Below are 18975 nucleotides of genomic sequence, written 5' to 3'. Positions count from 1 at the left end.
ATCACCTTAAATGCTCTTTACATCGTTAATACCATACTGCTTCAGGATCTGAATCGCATTGGTTTTGACGATACAGTCTGCAAAGCCCTGGTCTTTAAAAACGACTTGCATGCTTTCTGGATTAAGTTTTTCTTTCAGTTTGGCGATACCTTCAATCACCTGTTCGGTAATATCATCGTCCAGGCATACGATTAAAGCCCCTGTGCCAACAACAAAGATTTTCTTTCCCTCTACGGTGACTTCTTCAACACGGGTGGTTAATTCAATACCGTATTTCAGCAGGATTTCATAAAGAATATCTTCTACCGAGCGATCATCTTTAATTGATTTTAATGCGAGTTTAAGTGCTGGCTCCAAATTATCGAAGTTAACATCCCAAGAACGAATATTAGTTTCGTCTAGCTTAAATACTTTAAATCCATCTACTTGAGATTCAGTTTTGTATTTTTCAATACTCATTCTAATTCTTTGTTTTCCCAGTTCTGTTAAGCTAAGAGGCTTACCCAGATCATTTAAGTAATCCATAGACTCTTTTATTTGCTTTTTCATATCAGCACTGGCTAATTTGTAAGTGTCCTCTAAATTTTCTGGTAATTGAACTAATATGTAATTTAATTTAATATTGTTATTTTTACTTGCTATCATTGTCGCTTCACCAGTCGTTGCTGAACCAGCGAAGAAGTCCAAAACTATATCTCCATCATTAAGACACTTTAAAGAGCTAATCAGTTCAGTCACTAGTTTTAATGGTTTTTTCCCATTTTTGTAAGGAACTCCACCTTCATTATCAAGCCCTGTTGTTTTAATATGAGCCCAAAAATCACCAGGATGAACAAATAGGTTATCAGAGGCAAATATTAATTGTAGCCTAGGGTCTCGACTAGTTTCTGGATATGTTCCGCGTACAAGATATACTAATCCCTGAGCTGACTTAACAGAAAAAACACCACTTATTTTTTTGTTTTTCTTCTTTTCTTCGCTTAGCTTGTAAACACTACTAGATTTGACGCACTGACATATTCTCCAGCTATTATTGAAAAGCCATTCATTCTTTTTGGAAACTGGTCCTTTATATACTTCGGACAAGGACTTTAAAGTTATGCCTGATAAAATTTCATCTAGTTTTTTTAACTGCTCATCACTAAGATATTCCGAATCTTTTATAGAGTCATAAAAGTCTCTATTCTCCCTACTAAAATTATCCAAGTATATATTATACTCCGAGTCCCACATAGGTTTCTTTATTAGAGTAAATTCAATATTATTGATACCACTCGGTTTTATAGCAATAATATATTCTTTTAATTTTGGAATAGTCCCTAGTTTTTTGACACTAGCCATTTTTAGGCCACTAGCTTCACTCATTTTAACTACAATTATTTTAACAGCATCGTATCCAAATATTTCCTCACAAACTTTCACTAAATTAAAGACTTCATTATCATCTATAGATATATAGATCATTCCTTCTGGATGAAGTAAGTTTTTAGCAACGAGCAGCCGTGAAAATATCATATTCAGCCAGCTTGAGTGATACCTGCCAGAGGTTTCTCTATTAGTTGAATTCAATTGACCATTGATATTCATTTGCCGAGTTACTTCTAAATAGTTCCTTATATTATCATGATAATTATCTTTATAAACAAAATCGATACCAGTATTATATGGCGGGTCGATATAAATCATTTTTATCTTTTTATGGTAAGACTTCTGTAATATTTTAAGCACTTCAAGGTTATCACCTTCAATAAAAAGGTTCCCTGTGGTATCCCAATTTACACTTTCTTCTTTACAAGGGCGCAGTGTGCCTGTTGATGGAGTCTGGGCAATTTGACGCGCGCGGGCCTTACCACGCCAAGTAAAGTTATAGCGCTCATCTGAATCATCAACGACTTCACCAAGCACAGCTTTTAAGGCGTCAAAATCGATTTTTCCTTCAGAAAATACTTCCGGGAAAAGCTGTTTAAGTTGATCGATATTTTTTTGAGTGATATCCGCACTTTTGGACTCAGGGTAGTTCAGGGTGATTTTTTCAATTGTCATCAGAGGAATTCCATTTATTGCCAACGGAGCAAAACTGATGCTCGTGGCTCATATTCTTCGTTAAACTGTTAAATCATTGCTTTAACCACAGCAATTTACTGTTTAAGTGTAGTAAAGAATTCCTGATACATTGAAAGTCTGAAAATCTTATTAACATAAAAACTACGGGCCATGCCCGACGCACTAAAAAATCCAGTCAAGCTTACGCATATCTGGATAATAGGCGTTGTGATGAGTCATAGATAAAATAGTCATACTGGACGTTTTTGTACTGCTCACGGAAATGCGGCTCAGTGATTTGCAGTGACTTATAGACACCTTCTTTAATTGCAATAGACGGCACCACGATAATAAACTTTGTCAGTCCATAACGCTGAATCAGCTCAAAGATAGAACGCAGGTACACATAGGTTTTACCTGTCCCTGTTTCCATCTCAACACTGAAATCCAGACTTGCCAGTTCTTGCTTTGCGTTTTCAACCTGTGGCAAGCCATTCTTTAACTGGACGTTACGCGTGTTGGCATAAATTTCATCAGGCAATAAGGTAAGAACATTTCCGACACCAAGGTCATTGTTTTTACCAAAGATATCCAGTTGCTGATTCGCCCACATATTATCAGCTACCGTAAAATTACATTGAAATGTTTCCTGCCCTGCAACACACCTAAAACAACTTCAACCGCCTCCATTTGGTGTGATAAGTCCGATCTAAATTGAATCTTCATTACCATCACCTTAAATGCTCTTTACATCGTTGATACCATACTGCTTCAGGATCTGAATCGCATTGGTTTTGACGACACAGTCTGCAAAGCCCTGGTCTTTAAAAACGACTTGAGTATTTTCTGGATTAAGTTTTTCTTTCAGTTTGGCGATACCTTCAATCACCTGTTCGGTAATATCATCGTCCAGGCATACGATTAAAGCCCCTGTGCCAACAACAAAGATTTTCTTTCCCTCTACAGTGACTTCTTCAACATGGGTGGTTAATTCAATACCGTATTTAAGCAGGATTTCATAAAGAATATCTTCTACCGAGCGATCATCTTTAATTGATTTTAATGCGAGTTTAAGTGCTGGCTCCAAATTATCGAAGTTAACATCCCAAGAACGGATATTAGTTTCAGATAGTTTAAAGTATTTAACCCCATTTGAGCTTATCTGTCTGCCATCAAATAATTGGTTACTTACCTTTTTAATTCTCTCCAAACTTATTTCTGAAATTTTTTTAAACCCAGCCTGATAGGACTTTTTATCTTTAGCAATCTCTTCTGGTAGCTGTATTAGAATGAACTTAGCACCTGATTTATTTTGGATATTTAAATTCATCACAGCATGAGCAGTTGTAGCCGACCCAGCAAAAAAATCTAAAACAATATCATTTTCACATACACACATTAAGCAAAGGTACTCAATAAGTTGTACTGGTTTTGGATAATCATCAAATATAACCCCCAATTTTTCCAACTCAGCAGTACCTTTCTGTGAACCTCCAAGATTTTGAAGGACAGATATAATATGACTTGATTTTTTCCTAACCTTTTCAACTTCAATTGCCCCTGTAGGTGTTACATAGAATGATGTAGGTTGACCTTTATTATCTGAAATTGGGTTATAGTTATTAGCAATAAACTGCAAAAGTAGATCTTTCGATGACCAACCACTAGAGATTTCAACACTATCGAGTAACTTATAGTTTTCAATTCTTGCTTTTGAAAAATAATGAGGCCAGGTATCATATCTTTCTTCAATAACCCCTTTTTCAAAATTTGAAGGGAAGCCTGTAGGAAGAACTACTGTAGATACGGGATTCTTCGGACCATTTTTTATAATTGTGTTCTTAATGGCGTTGTTAAATAGCTTGCTATTTTTGGGTACATTGGGATCTATAATAGGATTAAGGTAAATACTCTTGGCATTTTTAGCATAAACTAAAATATATTCATGACAATTTTTAATTTTAGCTTGATTATCAAAATTACCCTCAGTCTTCCAAGTGAAATTAATGATATTGTTTTCTTCACCAAATATTTCATCACATATTAATTTTAGGTTATTAAACTCATTGTCATCAATAGATATAAATATAGCTCCATTATCAGATAATAGATTTCTAGCCAGTTTTAACCTCGGATAGATCATTGATAACCAATCTGAGTGAAATCTTCCTGAAGATTCATGGCTTGTACTGATTTTTTTTCCTTCACCATCAACCTGGCCTGTTAATTCAAGATAGTTTTTTATATTAAGTTAATCAGATAAATTATCTGCATTACTGTTACAATCGATAACACGATAACCTGATTCTCTGCCTGTTCTTATGAAATCGAAGATAATACTTTCTGAGCCTGAACGAATCACATTGCAACAACTTGCTTTGAATCATCCACATCGGGACATTCGTACGCGAGGAACGGGTTTGCTCATGCTTGCCAGAGGGATCAAGCCGTCCCAGATCACCGCTGAAATCGGATGCAGTCTCCGGGTTATCTATAATTGGGTTCACATGTGGCACAATTCAGGGATAGCGGGATTATTAGGTGGTCATGCCGGAGGCCGGTATCTCGCCATGACGCCTGACATGATTGCCACTGCGGTCGAAGCGGCCAGCGCAGAGTCCCTGACACTCGCCCGGATAGCTCAGTGCGTTGAGGCAAAGCATGGTGCCCTGCCTTGTACGCTTGAAACGCTGGCAAATACCCTGAAAAAGCAGGGGCTCACCTATAAACGAACCCGACTGTCGCTTAAAAAAAGCGTAACGAAACGGAGTTTGCTAAAAAATCCGCCTTGCTGAATAAAATTAAGGCTGGAGCACAGTTAGGCCATTACCGTCTGCTCTATTTCGATGAGGCGGGTTTTGCCGCGTCTCCTCCGGTGCAATATGGATGGAGTCCACGGGGTAAGCCCCATAAAACTGAGCCTCGAGAGCATGACAGACGGTCAGTTCTGGGGGCGTTAAATTACACGGATAACACGCTGTTTTACCAGACAACGTCAGGCAGTATCACGCGCGATGACGTGATTGATTTTTTAGAGCAGGTCGCCAAACAAGGGGACAACCGCCTGACATTTTTAGTGTTGGATAATGCGCGTATCCATCACGGGATCGAAGAACAAATCAGAAATGGCTGGTTACGAGAACACAACATGTTTTTATTCTATCTTCCCGCTTACAGCCCAGAGCTGAATTTGATTGAGATCGTCTGGAAACAGGCCAAATACCATTGGCGACGTTTTATCACTTGGACTCAGAATACAATGGAGCATGAATTAAATACTTTATTGAAAGGTTATGGCGACCAATTTGCAATTAACTTTTCTTGAGTACTTAATATGAATATTCTTATGTTAGATGAGAATAGAGTCATTGTCGAAAAACAAGATGACTCAATGATAGCAGCAATGAAGCGTTGGGGATTTACACCAATTCCATGTAATTTTAGGTATTTTAATAGTTTTGGTGGCTCTTTCCACTGTGCAACTCTAGATGTAAGGCGTTGAGGCAGTCTGCAATCATATTTTTAAGTATTAGAGTTTAACCAGTTTGATTTTAAAATAGAGAGTTTGATTTATAAACTTTAGTAGATCACTCCTGCTTTATCTCAATCATGATAAGTTGCGAAAATGATCTACTCATTTCTAATGAACAGTATATTTATTTAGTCTGAAAAATAAAATATACTTTTAATGTATCATATTAATGAAAAAGGATAAGTATGAAAATTTGGAAATCCTCGAAAAAAGATGCCATATTATTTCTATTAAGCATATTAAACATTGTAATAAATGTAACATTGGCATTTAATTGGGGTGAATTATCTATTTACAGCTGGATAATTAATGTTATTGTGGTGTCATTAATCACCACTTACAATATTATTGTTATTTCTCATTTCTTTACTCATAATCCGTGGTTTGTATCATCTTTAATGAATGATTTTGTTTCCATTTTGAATTATATTAATATAGGCCAATCTATTCAAGGCTATCATTTAACACACGTCAGGAATCATCATAAATATCACAATGATAATGGGAGTCCTATAAAAGATTTATCATCAACTTTTTTAAATGGTAAAGAAAATTAACATAACTCACTATGGAAATATTCCATTATTGGTGGGATGGGAACTTTACTAAACATAATTCCAAATATATTATGGTCTTTATTTTCATGGAGAGGTAAGTTAAGTAAGTATGATAGTCATTTTGAAAATTTAATTTCAAAAGATAAAGTTAATAGCAGAAAAGAAATTAACCAATTGCGTTTAGATAGACTTTCAATATTTGTTGGTCTGCTTTTTTTCTTTAGTGTATCTTGGGAATGGGCATTGCTTTGCTATTTACCTTCTATTTTGCTTTCTTTTATTCTGGTAAATATACAAAATTATTATGAACATTATGGAGCCAATCCAGAAAACAAATTCACTAACTCTGTTAGTTATTATGGAAGATTATATAATTTACTGGCATTTAATGATGGATATCATCAGGAACACCATATATCGGGCGGTACTCATTGGAGTCAATTACCTAAATTACGAGAGAGATACTATGATAAATTTAAAGAACAAGATAGAATAATTAGCCCAGTGTCAGCAATTTTAGTTTTTTTACATATAAAAAGAAGATTATTGCATAAAAATGATAAGAACAAGGGATAAATATAATGTAAGAAAAATTTTCTTTAACAGGACATAAATTGAAAAAATCAGAATTTAAGTACTCAAGAAAAGTTAATTGCAAATTGGTCGCCATAACCTTTCAATAAAGTATTTAATTCATGCTCCATTGTATTCTGAGTCCAAGTGATAAAACGTCGCCAATGGTATTTGGCCTGTTTCCAGACGATCTCAATCAAATTCAGCTCTGGGCTGTAAGCGGGAAGATAGAATAAAAACATGTTGTGTTCTCGTAACCAGCCATTTCTGATTTGTTCTTCGATCCCGTGATGGATACGCGCATTATCCAACACTAAAAATGTCAGGCGGTTGTCCCCTTGTTTGGCGACCTGCTCTAAAAAATCAATCACGTCATCGCGCGTGATACTGCCTGACGTTGTCTGGTAAAACAGCGTGTTATCCGTGTAATTTAACGCCCCCAGAACTGACCGTCTGTCATGCTCTCGAGGCTCAGTTTTATGGGGCTTACCCCGTGGACTCCATCCATATTGCACCGGAGGAGACGCGGCAAAACCCGCCTCATCGAAATAGAGCAGACGGTAATGGCCTAACTGTGCTCCAGCCTTAATTTTATTCAGCAAGGCGGATTTTTTAGCAAACTCCGTTTCGTTACGCTTTTTTTAAGCGACAGTCGGGTTCGTTTATAGGTGAGCCCCTGCTTTTTCAGGGTATTTGCCAGCGTTTCAAGCGTACAAGGCAGGGCACCATGCTTTGCCTCAACGCACTGAGCTATCCGGGCGAGTGTCAGGGACTCTGCGCTGGCCGCTTCGACCGCAGTGGCAATCATGTCAGGCGTCATGGCGAGATACCGGCCTCCGGCATGACCACCTAATAATCCCGCTATCCCTGAATTGTGCCACATGTGAACCCAATTATAGATAACCCGGAGACTGCATCCGATTTCAGCGGTGATCTGGGACGGCTTGATCCCTCTGGCAAGCATGAGCAAACCCGTTCCTCGCGTACGAATGTCCCGATGTGGATGATTCAAAGCAAGTTGTTGCAATGTGATTCGTTCAGGCTCAGAAAGTATTATCTTCGATTTCATAAGAACAGGCAGAGAATCAGGTTATCGTGTTATCGATTGTAACAGTAATGCAGATAATTTATCTGATTAACTTATCTTGAAAATTATCTTTATAAATAAAGTCATTACCGGTGTTATAGGGTGGGTCGATATAGATCATCTTTACCTTTTTATGATAAGACTTTTGCAACAACTTAAGCACTTCAAGGTTATCACCTTCAATAAAAAGGTTCCCTGTGGTATCCCAATTTACACTTTCTTCTTTACAAGGGCGCAGTGTGCCTGTTGATGGAGTCTGGGCAATTTGACGCGCGCGGGCCTTACCACGCCAAGTAAAGTTATAGCGCTCATCTGAATCATCAACGACTTCACCAAGCACAGCTTTTAAGGCGTCAAAATCGATTTTTCCTTCAGAAAATACTTCCGGGAAAAGCTGTTTAAGTTGATCGATATTTTTTTGAGTGATATCCGCACTTTTGGACTCAGGGTAGTTCAGGGTGATTTTTTCAATTGTCATCAGAGGAATTCCATTTATTGCCAACGGAGCAAAACTGATGCTCGTGGCTCATATTCTTCGTTAAACTGTTAAATCATTGCCTTAATCACATCAAGTTACTGTTTAAGTGTAGTAAAGAATTCCTGAAATATTGCAAGCACGATAATCTCATTATAAGTACGTAAAAAATGCGGAAGATCACATTATGTTTAAATCAAGAATGAGGTAAGGAATGATGGTTACACATCTTGCTATGTCTGCCCATATCAGAGTGATGGTTGAGTTTTTGGTGTGCTATTTTAAGGTGCATTATTGAGGTTTTTTTACCGATATCGTTGCCATTTGGGTTACTCCACTTTTACTCGTTAGATCTGTTTTATTGTGGGATTCTTCGCCTGTGATTTTTTTATTGTGCTGATGGAAGATAGCAATAAGAAAATATGTACGGCTGATAGCCGCACATATAATATGAAAACGTTAATGTAGTGAGATGGGATTTAACTCTTTTTGCGGCCTCGTTTTGCCGGCTTTGTTAATTCACGTTCTGCTTGTATTTTCTTCAACAAGGATTCAGCGCTATTTTCTCCGCTAATTAAGTCGGGGTTATCTTTACGCCATTGCTCTGTTAATTCACCACGGAAGGCTTTCGCCAGAATGGATTGGGTGAGGTTATTGACGCGTTGTTGTGCTTCAATTACCTGTTTTTCGATAGAATCTGCCCAAGAGAAGAGTTTTTCTACCCGACGGACGATTTCGATTTGCTGCTGAATACTCGGAACAATAATAATTAGATCTTCAAGCATTTTTTTAGTTAAGGCTTGACGAGTTGCGCCATAGTTTTCTCCTACAATCCATTTTTGAATTGATGGTGATGCCAGAAAAATATGTAAATATTTTGGGATAATTCTGTCAATTTTGCACCGGATTATCGCAACATGTTGATTTACGCGTCCTCCAATAAATTGTTCTGGTGCAATGTTAACTCTACCAATGGAAGCACCTGTAATATTTAAAAGAACATCATTGGATTGGATTTTTACATTTGCTAACTTCTTGGCTTGTTCTTCGTCTAAAAAAGCTAGATCTTCATATTTTATATAATGAGTATGTATATTAAGTGAACGAACTAAAGGAATACCTTCTAATTTATAGGTATTATTTCCCCCTTTAGGCGTTGAACCAGAACCAATTTTTGAAGTTAAATCCTTTTGTTTTGCATTTTCAAATAGAGAATTGCTGTCCTTTAAACCTCCTAAGTGACCACTCACCGCCGAAGCCAACACCGCCTGACGGAATTTTTTCAATATTTCCAAAGTACGCTCAAGCCGTGATTTTGTGGTTTCTACCTGTTCCAGTAGTGTATCAAGTTTATTGACGATAATTTTTTGTTCGGCTAAAGAAGGTAAACTTAATTCAAACTCTCCTAGTTTTTTTGGTTCAGTGACGACTGGTTCACTGCATGTTGTGCATTTAAAGAAAACGCTCCAAGAGCCCTCTAAAAGTTTGGTGAAACCAGATAGCTACTGCCCGCGCAACTTTTAACCCGTCAAGCGCTTCTTTATGTTGCGTATGAAATCCATGTGTCGCTTTGTTGCCTTCAGTACGCAGTATATGGAAGAAATTACTTATTTCTGGCTGAAATTTCAGTTCTCTATTAAGGAGATACAATAAGTCAGACTGAGAGGTTTTTTCATCAAAATCAACACCAGCCATCAATGCAATATGTTGAGCAAGTGCTTCACCTAACTGTCTGAGCTTTATCAATGTCGTATTCGGATCACTATAAAAAACTAACTCAGCAGTGGATGCAATTTGAACAAATAATGGATCATGTTCGGAAAGGAAACCAAAGTTAACAGAGGACGGTAAAGTAGATTGTTGCTTCAAAGACTGTTCTCCCCTCAAAACTGATATTCTTGAAAATGCGATTTTTTTTATGGAATGATTGTGGCTGGATGAATTTTAAGTTCGTTCCCTTATCATCCAAATTATTGCAAATCATAATGTTATTACGCACTTTTACAAGTTCAACTTATCCAGACGGGTATAAATAAATCTAACGAATCAACGAACATTACATAAACAAAGTTCTCTCTCATTCCCCCCAAAGGGCATCCATCGGCACCGCATACGTATTTGGTACTTGGTTTATAGGTAAGCAATTATTCCCAGAATAAAGTAGTATCCCACCCTGCCAATCGTTGCCAAACTAAAGAAGCAAGTCTAGCCAAACCCGCCCCATCTTTAGGTTGAATGCTGGCAGATTTTTTAACTTCCACACCCCAGACTTTTCTGCCGTCTTCAATGACTAAAACCTCAACTTGGTCTTTATCCCGATAGTGAGAGAAATGCAATTCATGTTCGTTCCAACTCTCTGTACTTCATCAAGTGTCACTCGATCAGGTAATCCCTGGACAAAACCTAAGGGATCGGTTTTCGCAGCATTCAATAGCGTACTATCATCAAAAGTAATATACGCTCTCCCCGGCTCTAATTCTTTTACCAGTGTGGTTTTTCCTACCTGACAAGGCCCCAATAAACATACTACTGGTGTATCGGTTAATGCCTCTTTTAAATTGTCACAAAAAACCATAAAAAATCCGGCTATGAATAACATAACCGGATTTAGAAAACTTCAACTTTTGTGTACGTTCAGTTGTTGGCGGACAAAAAATAGTTGTTAACTGTATCGGGTTACAGACCGCACTCCATCAAATGTAATGAATGTATCACGCTATGTACCAACATTCTTACCATGAGCGTGGTTGCGATCTTCATTGCAAACACCAAGACCTTGAGGCGAAAGAACACTCAAACGGTGTGGATATTTATATAGTGCTGCGGTCATGTGCCAGTTGTTGTCGGTGACCTTACTATCAGAATGGCTTAGTCGGTAAATATTTACCGTCCAGCGTGATAACTGCACGCTCACCACCATCTGGATCAGCAACCTTTTTCACGTCCAGTTTGAAATTGATGGCGCTGATGATGCCGTCACCAAACTTTTCGTGAATCAGAGCTTTCAGCGTGGTGCCGTAAATCTGCAACATTTCGTAGAAACGATACATAGTCGGATCGGTGGGGATGCGATCCTCTATGCTGCCACGAACGGGGATGGTCTGTAGTAACATCACAGCATCGCTGTCGAGATCCAGCTTTTTGCCAACAATATTAGCCACTTCTGCTGGAAGCGGGTGCTGTCCCAGGATTGCAGCAGTAACGAAGACTTCTGATAAACCAGTACCGTCAGCAATTTGGGCAAACGAAAGATCTTTCTTCGCTTTGATAGCTAGAATTTTGTCGGACAGCGCCAGACGGACTTCACGGTTAACTTGTGACTGAATCATGGTGATACCTCTTTTTTACGGTTGAAATTACTATCAATTAGTTACGAGCAGGTACGGCACGGACGTCTGAATTCTCAGCCAGAGAAACAAACTGACCGGATACGTCATCAAAAGCAGAAATTCAACACAGAGTGGAAAGTGCTCATCTTATTTCCTCTGTCTCGCTCTGTTGCGATGCGATGAAGATTACTCCTCTCATTCAATAAGATAAAAGTCTCATTTATAATGAATCCCATCCAAAAATCTTATGAATTGCCATCATGAATTTCCGTTATGTAAGGTATTTTCTCGCTGTCGCAGAGCATCATGGTTTTACCAGGGCGGCAGCTGCGCTGCATGTATCGCAGCCAGCCCTGTCACAGCAGGTGAAGCTGTTGGAAGAAAGCCTCGGCATCCAGTTGTTTGATCGCAGTGGACGTAATACCCGCCTGACAGATGCAGGAGAAGTTTATTTGCAGTATGTGCGCCGCGCATTTCAGGCGCTGGATGAGGGAAAGCGGGCTATTCATGATGTGGAGGATCTCAGCAGAGGATCATTGCGTGTTGCCGTCACCCCCACCTTTATCACCTATTTCATCGGGCCTCTGGTTGCCGAATTTTATGCTCGTTTCCCTAATATCACATTGCAAATCCAGGAGATATCGCAGGAAAGAATGGAAGGACTGTTAATTAATGATGATCTTGATATCGGAATTGCCTTTGATGACGGAGATTCCCCGGAAATTACATCAAGGGTTCTGTTGACTGAAAAATTGACTCTGGTGGTGGCTCGCCACCACCCGCTGGCACAACAACACCATATAACCCTGAATGAGCTCAACGATGAAAAACTTATTCTTCTGAGTGCAGAGTTTGCTACCCGCGCACAGATTGACCGTAGTTTTCGTCAGATGGGCCTGCATCCGCAGGTACAGATGGAAATGAATTCCATCAGCGCCGTTCTGGAAGTGATTCGCCGGACATCGCTTTCAACTCTGCTTCCGGCAGCGATCGCTATGCAGGACAAGGAATTAGTCGCAATCCCACTGGCTGGCTGCCAGCTGGAAAGAACGGCGGTGTTGATACAGCGAAAAGGGGCATGGGAAACAGCGGCAGCACGGGTATTTATTGAAGTTGCTCAGGAACTGGCGGATAAAACTATAAAAAACCGTAATACATAACCAGTTAGCTTAAATGATTATGGCTAATTAAAATACCACTATAATCTTCAAGAACGATATATAACAAAGTAAAAACCACTCTTGCCAATGGCCCCTCTAAAAACCTCAGTAGCTCCAGCTGGCACTTCAACAATATTCGGCTGACATTTTGAAACTAATACGAAAAATTTACCTTTACAGGTATATTCGCCATCATAGCCAACTGCATTGAAGGTTTTAGTATTAGTCAAGGTGCTGAGTTTTTGAATATCTTTGATGACTTCTTTGAGTGCTATACGAACATTCCCATTTTGTTTTAATTCCAACAGGTAGTAGCTATTTTTCTCACCTGACCAAAGCCAAAAATCCGGCTTACATTTTCCAATATTTTCAGGCATGCCATCCCATTCGATACTAAACTCTCTCCACCATTTCCCATCTTGCTCTGTAACATGGTGGTATAAAAAATAAGCCAGTTCGATCTGAAACCAATTCTCCCAACCAGTTATATACTCAAATTCAAATACATTAAAGCGTTCAATAACATGTAGTTGGTTGAAAAAATCGACCAGCAATCTCACTGGATCAAATTTTTTCTCTGGAAATTTGGACATCATTTCTACAGATTCTAAAGCCATTTCAGACACTTTTTATTTTCTCCATTTTATTATCGTGAATATCCTATATGTAGTGATAAGTCTCTATTGTGATTTTTCTCTTATGAAAAAATCCGGTCAGCTTACGCATAACCGGATTTAAAAATTACTCAGTTTTACTATACGTCTATATTAATAACGTACTATAAATATTACTCCACCGTCACTGATTTCGCCAAGTTACGTGGCTGATCCACATCTGTACCTTTGATCAATGCAATGTGGTAAGACAGCAATTGCAATGGCACGGTATAGAAGATTGGTGCGATCAACTCTTCTACGTGTGGCAGGGAGATGATCTTCATGTTTTCGCTGTCGGTGAAACCCGCATCCTGATCTGCGAAGACGTACAACAACCCGCCACGGGCGCGGACTTCTTCGATATTGGATTTCAGTTTTTCCAGCAGTTCGTTGTTTGGTGCGACGATGATCACCGGCATATCAGCATCAATCAGTGCCAGAGGGCCATGTTTCAGCTCACCAGCGGCATAGGCTTCTGCATGAATATAGGAGATCTCTTTCAGTTTCAGTGCACCTTCAACCGCGATCGGGTACTGATCGCCGCGGCCAAGGAACAATGCGTGATGTTTTTCAGAGAAATCTTCAGCCAGTGATTCGATAACTTTGTCTTTCGACAGCATGCTTTCAATGCGGCTTGGCAGTGCATGCAGGGCATGAACGACATTTTGTTCGAGAGAAGCATCAGCGCCTTTCAGGCGTCCCATGTAAGCCACCAGCATCAACAATACAGTTAACTGGGTAGTAAAGGCTTTAGTGGATGCTACACCGATTTCTGCGCCCGCTTTGGTCATCAGAGCAAAGTCAGATTCGCGTACCAGAGATGAACCCGCTACGTTACAGATAGCCAGTGAAGTCACATAACCCAACTCTTTGGATAAGCGCAATGCTGCTAAAGTATCCGCCGTTTCGCCGGACTGGGACAGAGTGATCAGCAAGCTGCCCTTACGGCATGCAGGCTTACGGTAACGGAATTCAGAGGCAATTTCTACATCACACGGGATACCCGCCAGTGATTCAAACCAGTAGCGTGAAACCATTCCAGCATTGTAGGAAGTTCCACAGGCAACGATCTGGATATGTTCAACCTGAGACAGTAATTCTTCTGCGTTAGCACCCAACTCTGACAGATTTACCTCGCCATGGCTCAAGCGGCCTTCCAGCGTGTTTTTAATTGCCATTGGCTGTTCATAAATCTCTTTCTGCATGTAGTGACGGTAGATACCTTTGTCACCAGCATCATATTGAATGTTGGATTCAATCTGCTCACGCTCAACCGCCTCACCCTGCGCATCAAAAATGCGAACGGTACGGCGAGTAACTTCTACGATGTCACCTTCTTCCAGATAGATAAAGCGGCGAGTCACCGGCAGTAATGCCAGTTGGTCAGACGCCAGGAAGTTTTCACCGACTCCCAAACCAACAACTAATGGGCTGCCAGAACGTGCCGCTACCAGCACGTCTGGTTGATGGCTATCCATAATTACGGTGCCATAAGCGCCACGTAATTGTGGGATAACACGCTGTACTACTTCCAGCAATGAGCCACCTTGTTGTTGTTCCCAGTGAACAAGATGAGCAATGGTTTCAGTATCGGTATCAGAATTGAAGCTATAACCACGTGTTTTCAACTCTTCACGCAGTTCTTCATGGTTTTCAATAATACCGTTATGCACAACCGCAATATGTTCAGAAACATGAGGATGCGCGTTACGTTCGCTTGGTTCCCCGTGTGTCGCCCAACGAGTATGAGCGATGCCAGTACCACCGATAACGGGCTGTTTATCTGCTTCATCAGCCAGCATCTGTACTTTTCCCGCTTCACGCAGGCGAGTCATCCGATTTTCATTGTCGACAACAGCCATACCCGCAGAATCATAGCCACGGTACTCCAGACGACGAAGACCTTCGATCAATATTTCTGCTATATCACGCTGTGCTACTGCACCAACGATTCCACACATGTGTTTTATTCCTAAAAACAGGGCTAATAAGCGCCCTTTTTATGTCGTACAACCTGATTGTCTTACGGCAAATCGCGTTCTGGCTTTGCCGGCCCCCGAGCCTGGTAGAGATGGGGATTTTTATTATGTATATATTTTATTTTTTCTTAACAGGACGTTTCCAGCCCTGAATATGAGTTTGCCTGACACGGCTGATGACCAGCTCATTCTCAGCAACATCTTTTGTTACAGTCGTTCCTGCTCCAATAGTGGCACCTTTATCAACTTTCACAGGTGCAACAAACTGGCTATCAGAACCCACAAATACGTCATCGCCAATAATGGTTCTAAATTTATTGACGCCATCATAGTTACAGGTAATGGTTCCTGCACCAATATTCACATTATTGCCAATTTCAGAATCACCAAGATAAGTCAGGTGCCCTGCCTTGGAACCTTTACCAAGGGAAGATTTTTTCATTTCCACGAAATTGCCAACATGCGCTTTTTCCGCCAGTTTAGAACCTGGACGTAAACGAGCAAAAGGCCCCACAGTACATTCAGAGCCGATTTCAGAATCTTCAATTACAGTATAAGGGCTAATGACTACGCCATCACCAATAACGCAATTTTTCAGAATACAGCCAGAGCCTATCTGAACGTTATTCCCCAATACAACATGACCTTCAATAATCACATTGGTATCAATGATGATATCGCGCCCATGTTCTAATGTTCCGCGCAAATCAAAGCGAGCCGGATCCAGTAACATTACGCCTGCCAGCAATAATTTTTCAGCCTGCTCAGACTGGTAAATACGTTCCAATGCAGAAAGTTGAAGGCGATTATTAACCCCTTCCATTTCACTTAAACGGCTTGGATGAACTGCTTTTATCTGACGACCTTCTTTGTGTGCGAGTGCAATAACATCAGTGAGATAATATTCACCTTGTGCATTATTGTTTTCCAATTTGGATAACCAGCGTTTCAAATCACCACCATTCGCAACCAAGATACCGGTGTTGATTTCGTTGATTTTACGTTGTTCGTCAGTCGCATCTTTTTGTTCGATAATGCCTGTCACTTCGCCATTTTCACGAATAATACGGCCATATCCGGTTGGATTATCCAAAATAGCTGTCAGTAAACCAATTCCCCCCTCTGGCTTAGCCTCGATAAGACGCTCTAACGTATCTTTAGCAATCAGAGGCACGTCACCATAGAGGATCAGAATATCTTCATCATCCGCAAAGTGTGGGGCTGCCTGCTGCATAGCATGGCCAGTACCTAACTGTTCTGCTTGCAGTACCCAATTTAGCTTTTGGTTAGCAATTTTTTGGCTTGAAAGTGTTTGTTTCATCAAATCACCGCCATGCCCATACACCAGGTGAACTTGCTGAGCACCCAATGCCATTGCTGTATCAATAACATGTTGAACCATCGGCTTGCCTGCCAATAAGTGCAAAACTTTAGGGAGGTCAGAATACATGCGGGTTCCCTTGCCAGCGGCCAGAATAACAACACTTTTTGCACTCATTGGCTTAGGAATAACTGGATTAGGAACAATTGCTTTGGGTGTAATAGACATAAGAAACCTGACAATTCCAATCTTAAGTATGAAAGTAAACCTGTTTACGAAATAAATTGCTACATATTTCGCAATGCAAAAAAGCCAGTTAGTAGAGCTAACTGGCTTTTTATCTACTGCCTGTTCCCTTTATCTTTCAAGTTATAGCTTGTGCAGCTGAAACCTGAAATTTATCGGGTCAATTCTACATCAGCTTTTTCGTCATCTCGATTACACGAAGTTTTGCAATCGCTTTCGACAATTCAGCAGATGCCTGAGCATAATCAACATCGCCGTGGGAGTTACGGATATGTTCTTCCGCCTTGCGCTTGGCTTCAAGCACTTTGGCCTCATCCAAATCCTTACCACGGATCGCTGTATCGGCCAGTACGATCACGCCGTTTGGCTGAACTTCCAGAATACCACCTGACAGGTAGATAAACTCTTCTTCACCAAACTGCTTAACAATACGTATCATGCCCGGTTTTATGGCAGTAAGCAGTGGTGTGTGCTGAGGATAAATACCCAACTCACCTTCACTGCCAGTCACCTGAATTTTCTGTACCAGCCCTTCAAACATCAGTTTTTCAGCGCTGACTACGTTCAGGGAGAACGTCATTGCAGCCATATCAACCTCCCGTCAGCCGTATTAAAGCGTTTTCGCTTTTTCCACAGCTTCTTCGATGGTACCAACCATGTAGAACGCCTGCTCTGGCAGGTGGTCATAATCACCGTTCAGGATGCCTTTGAAGCCACGGATAGTGTCTTTCAGAGGAACGAACTTACCTGGTGAACCGGTAAATACTTCTGCAACGAAGAATGGCTGAGACAGGAAGCGCTGGATCTTACGAGCACGAGCAACAACCAGTTTGTCATCTTCTGACAGTTCATCCATACCCAGAATGGCGATAATGTCTTTCAGTTCCTGATAACGTTGCAGGATAGACTGAACACCACGAGCAACATCATAGTGCTCTTGACCAACAACAAGTGGGTCAAGCTGACGGCTGGTTGAATCCAGTGGGTCAACCGCCGGGTAAATACCCAGAGATGCAATCTGACGGCTCAATACAACGGTTGCATCCAAGTGAGCAAAGGTTGTCGCTGGTGATGGGTCAGTCAAGTCATCCGCAGGAACGTAAACGGCCTGTACGGAAGTGATTGAGCCAGTTTTGGTTGAGGTGATACGTTCTTGCAGAACACCCATCTCTTCCGCCAGTGTCGGCTGATAACCTACCGCAGATGGCATACGGCCCAACAATGCTGACACTTCTGTACCTGCCAGGGTATAACGATAAATGTTATCGACGAACAACAGAACGTCACGGCCTTCATCGCGGAATTTTTCCGCCATAGTCAGACCAGTCAGAGCAACACGCAGACGGTTCCCTGGTGGCTCATTCATCTGGCCGTATACCAGAGATACTTTGTCCAGTACGTTTGAATCCGTCATTTCATGATAGAAGTCGTTACCTTCACGGGTACGTTCACCTACACCGGCAAATACAGAGTAACCGGAGTGTTCGACCGCGATGTTACGGATTAATTCCATCATGTTAACGGTTTTACCTACACCCGCACCACCGAACAGACCAACCTTACCCCCTTTTGCGAATGGGCAGATCAAGTCCATAACCTTAATACCGGTTTCCAGCAGTTCCTGAGAGTTAGACAACTCTTCATAGGTTGGTGCAGTACGGTGAATTGACCAGCGCTCTTTTTCGCCAATTTCACCTTTCATATCAATTGGATCACCCAGTACGTTCATGATACGACCCAGTGTCGCTTCACCTACTGGTACTTCAATTGGATGCCCCAAATCAACTACGTCTAAATTACGGCGCAGACCGTCAGAGGTCCCCATTGCAATACAACGAACGATACCACCGCCTAACTGCTGCTGAACTTCCAGCACCAGCTTTTCTTCACCGTTTTTAACCTCAAGAGCATCGTACACTTTTGGTACGTTGTCCTGAGGGAATTCGACGTCCACCACGGCGCCGATTACCTGGATAATCTTTCCAGTAGCCATCTTGAATCCTCTACGTAATTCGTA

Annotated in this window: 18 protein-coding genes and 2 pseudogenes; 5 read left to right on the top strand and 15 right to left on the bottom strand. The window is 40.8% G+C overall.

Translation table 11 applies throughout. From position 1 onward, the window contains the following. Positions 1–6: 6 nt before the first annotated feature. The 3 genes and pseudogenes from BDD26_RS00200 to BDD26_RS00190 all read right to left on the bottom strand — a co-directional run bounded on the left by BDD26_RS00200 (position 7) and on the right by BDD26_RS00190 (position 4186). Positions 7–2037 carry a site-specific DNA-methyltransferase gene (locus tag BDD26_RS00200; RefSeq protein WP_425330433.1) on the bottom strand — a complete coding sequence of 677 codons (2031 nt, stop codon included), beginning with the start codon at positions 2035–2037 and terminating at the stop codon, positions 7–9. A gap of 232 nt (positions 2038–2269) precedes the next feature. Beyond that, a pseudogene (locus BDD26_RS20695) lies at positions 2270–2578 on the bottom strand (DEAD/DEAH box helicase family protein); the annotation flags it as partial. A 201-nt stretch (positions 2579–2779) separates the two neighbouring features. Then, a complete protein-coding gene (locus BDD26_RS00190) occupies positions 2780–4186 on the bottom strand; it encodes a site-specific DNA-methyltransferase (protein WP_115825237.1) in 1407 nt (468 codons plus the stop codon). 178 nt (positions 4187–4364) lie between these two features. Between BDD26_RS00190 and BDD26_RS00185 the strand changes: the two genes are divergently transcribed. From BDD26_RS00185 to BDD26_RS19830, 4 genes are all read left to right on the top strand, one after another. Then, positions 4365–4838, top strand: a complete 474-nt coding sequence (locus BDD26_RS00185; protein WP_051502334.1) for a helix-turn-helix domain-containing protein — start codon at positions 4365–4367, stop codon at positions 4836–4838. Beyond that, positions 4832–5368: an IS630 family transposase gene (locus tag BDD26_RS00180; RefSeq protein ID WP_084766466.1), complete on the top strand. Its 537-nt coding sequence runs from the start codon at positions 4832–4834 to the stop codon at positions 5366–5368. Before BDD26_RS00185 ends, BDD26_RS00180 begins: the two co-directional genes overlap by 7 nt. Positions 5369–5760: 392 nt before the next feature. Further along, a complete protein-coding gene (locus tag BDD26_RS19835; protein WP_244922618.1) occupies positions 5761–6132 on the top strand; it encodes a fatty acid desaturase family protein in 372 nt (123 codons plus the stop codon). Positions 6133–6168: 36 nt separating this feature from the next. Beyond that, a complete protein-coding gene (locus BDD26_RS19830; protein ID WP_244922617.1) occupies positions 6169–6708 on the top strand; it encodes a fatty acid desaturase in 540 nt (179 codons plus the stop codon). A gap of 62 nt (positions 6709–6770) precedes the next feature. On the opposite strand, the gene BDD26_RS00165 is transcribed toward BDD26_RS19830, so the two are convergent. From BDD26_RS00165 to cynS, 7 genes and pseudogenes are all read right to left on the bottom strand, one after another. Continuing rightward, the gene (locus tag BDD26_RS00165) at positions 6771–7307 is read right to left on the bottom strand and encodes an IS630 family transposase (RefSeq protein WP_084766466.1); all 537 of its coding nucleotides are present in this window, start codon (positions 7305–7307) and stop codon (positions 6771–6773) included. Next, positions 7301–7774 carry a helix-turn-helix domain-containing protein gene (locus BDD26_RS00160; protein WP_051502334.1) on the bottom strand — a complete coding sequence of 158 codons (474 nt, stop codon included), beginning with the start codon at positions 7772–7774 and terminating at the stop codon, positions 7301–7303. Before BDD26_RS00160 ends, BDD26_RS00165 begins: the two co-directional genes overlap by 7 nt. A gap of 67 nt (positions 7775–7841) precedes the next feature. Further along, positions 7842–8270: pseudogene (locus BDD26_RS00155) on the bottom strand (site-specific DNA-methyltransferase); the annotation flags it as partial. A gap of 476 nt (positions 8271–8746) precedes the next feature. Then, entirely contained in the window at positions 8747–9562 is an 816-nt protein-coding gene (locus tag BDD26_RS00150) for a restriction endonuclease subunit S (protein ID WP_170140354.1), read from the bottom strand. A 157-nt stretch (positions 9563–9719) separates the two neighbouring features. Next, positions 9720–10136 (bottom strand): DUF4145 domain-containing protein, encoded by a 417-nt coding sequence (locus tag BDD26_RS00145; protein ID WP_244922616.1) that lies wholly within the window; start codon positions 10134–10136, stop codon positions 9720–9722. 421 nt (positions 10137–10557) lie between these two features. Further along, positions 10558–10842: an AAA family ATPase gene (locus BDD26_RS19825; RefSeq protein WP_244922615.1), complete on the bottom strand. Its 285-nt coding sequence runs from the start codon at positions 10840–10842 to the stop codon at positions 10558–10560. A gap of 283 nt (positions 10843–11125) precedes the next feature. Then, entirely contained in the window at positions 11126–11596 is a 471-nt protein-coding gene (cynS, locus tag BDD26_RS00135) for a cyanase (protein WP_115825235.1), read from the bottom strand. Between the two features lie 260 nt (positions 11597–11856). Here cynS and cynR point away from each other — a divergent pair, with 260 nt between their 5' ends. Continuing rightward, positions 11857–12756 (top strand): transcriptional regulator CynR, encoded by a 900-nt coding sequence (gene cynR, locus BDD26_RS00125; RefSeq protein ID WP_115825234.1) that lies wholly within the window; start codon positions 11857–11859, stop codon positions 12754–12756. Between the two features lie 47 nt (positions 12757–12803). Here cynR and BDD26_RS00120 read toward each other — a convergent pair whose 3' ends face one another. The 5 genes from BDD26_RS00120 to atpD form a co-directional block, all read right to left on the bottom strand. Beyond that, on the bottom strand, positions 12804–13382 hold the full coding sequence (locus BDD26_RS00120; RefSeq protein ID WP_051502581.1) for a hypothetical protein: 579 nt from the start codon (positions 13380–13382) through the stop codon (positions 12804–12806). Between the two features lie 161 nt (positions 13383–13543). After that, positions 13544–15373 carry a glutamine--fructose-6-phosphate transaminase (isomerizing) gene (gene glmS, locus BDD26_RS00115; protein ID WP_115825233.1) on the bottom strand — a complete coding sequence of 610 codons (1830 nt, stop codon included), beginning with the start codon at positions 15371–15373 and terminating at the stop codon, positions 13544–13546. Between the two features lie 136 nt (positions 15374–15509). After that, entirely contained in the window at positions 15510–16889 is a 1380-nt protein-coding gene (gene glmU / locus BDD26_RS00110) for a bifunctional UDP-N-acetylglucosamine diphosphorylase/glucosamine-1-phosphate N-acetyltransferase GlmU (protein WP_115827463.1), read from the bottom strand. Between the two features lie 235 nt (positions 16890–17124). Next, positions 17125–17547 carry a F0F1 ATP synthase subunit epsilon gene (locus BDD26_RS00105; protein ID WP_038266961.1) on the bottom strand — a complete coding sequence of 141 codons (423 nt, stop codon included), beginning with the start codon at positions 17545–17547 and terminating at the stop codon, positions 17125–17127. A gap of 21 nt (positions 17548–17568) precedes the next feature. Then, positions 17569–18951, bottom strand: a complete 1383-nt coding sequence (atpD, locus tag BDD26_RS00100; RefSeq protein ID WP_038266964.1) for a F0F1 ATP synthase subunit beta — start codon at positions 18949–18951, stop codon at positions 17569–17571. Positions 18952–18975 lie beyond the last annotated feature (24 nt).

This window comes from Xenorhabdus cabanillasii (assembly GCF_003386665.1).
Lineage (GTDB): Bacteria > Pseudomonadota > Gammaproteobacteria > Enterobacterales > Enterobacteriaceae > Xenorhabdus > Xenorhabdus cabanillasii.
This window is presented reverse-complemented; position numbering and strand designations above follow the sequence as displayed.

What these genes read in the sequence shown, in the direction of transcription:
- BDD26_RS19830 (WP_244922617.1), top strand. Translation starts at nt 6,169, where the DNA reads ATGGGAACTTTACTAAACATAATTCCAAATATATTATGGTCTTTATTT.
- BDD26_RS00105 (WP_038266961.1), bottom strand. Translation starts at nt 17,547, where the DNA reads ATGGCTGCAATGACGTTCTCCCTGAACGTAGTCAGCGCTGAAAAACTG.
- glmS (WP_115825233.1), bottom strand. Translation starts at nt 15,373, where the DNA reads ATGTGTGGAATCGTTGGTGCAGTAGCACAGCGTGATATAGCAGAAATA.
- BDD26_RS19835 (WP_244922618.1), top strand. Translation starts at nt 5,761, where the DNA reads ATGAAAATTTGGAAATCCTCGAAAAAAGATGCCATATTATTTCTATTA.
- cynS (WP_115825235.1), bottom strand. Translation starts at nt 11,596, where the DNA reads ATGATTCAGTCACAAGTTAACCGTGAAGTCCGTCTGGCGCTGTCCGAC.
- BDD26_RS00185 (WP_051502334.1), top strand. Translation starts at nt 4,365, where the DNA reads ATGAAATCGAAGATAATACTTTCTGAGCCTGAACGAATCACATTGCAA.
- cynR (WP_115825234.1), top strand. Translation starts at nt 11,857, where the DNA reads ATGAATTTCCGTTATGTAAGGTATTTTCTCGCTGTCGCAGAGCATCAT.
- BDD26_RS19825 (WP_244922615.1), bottom strand. Translation starts at nt 10,842, where the DNA reads ATGGTTTTTTGTGACAATTTAAAAGAGGCATTAACCGATACACCAGTA.
- BDD26_RS00160 (WP_051502334.1), bottom strand. Translation starts at nt 7,774, where the DNA reads ATGAAATCGAAGATAATACTTTCTGAGCCTGAACGAATCACATTGCAA.
- BDD26_RS00190 (WP_115825237.1), bottom strand. Translation starts at nt 4,186, where the DNA reads ATGATCTATCCGAGGTTAAAACTGGCTAGAAATCTATTATCTGATAAT.
- glmU (WP_115827463.1), bottom strand. Translation starts at nt 16,889, where the DNA reads ATGAGTGCAAAAAGTGTTGTTATTCTGGCCGCTGGCAAGGGAACCCGC.
- atpD (WP_038266964.1), bottom strand. Translation starts at nt 18,951, where the DNA reads ATGGCTACTGGAAAGATTATCCAGGTAATCGGCGCCGTGGTGGACGTC.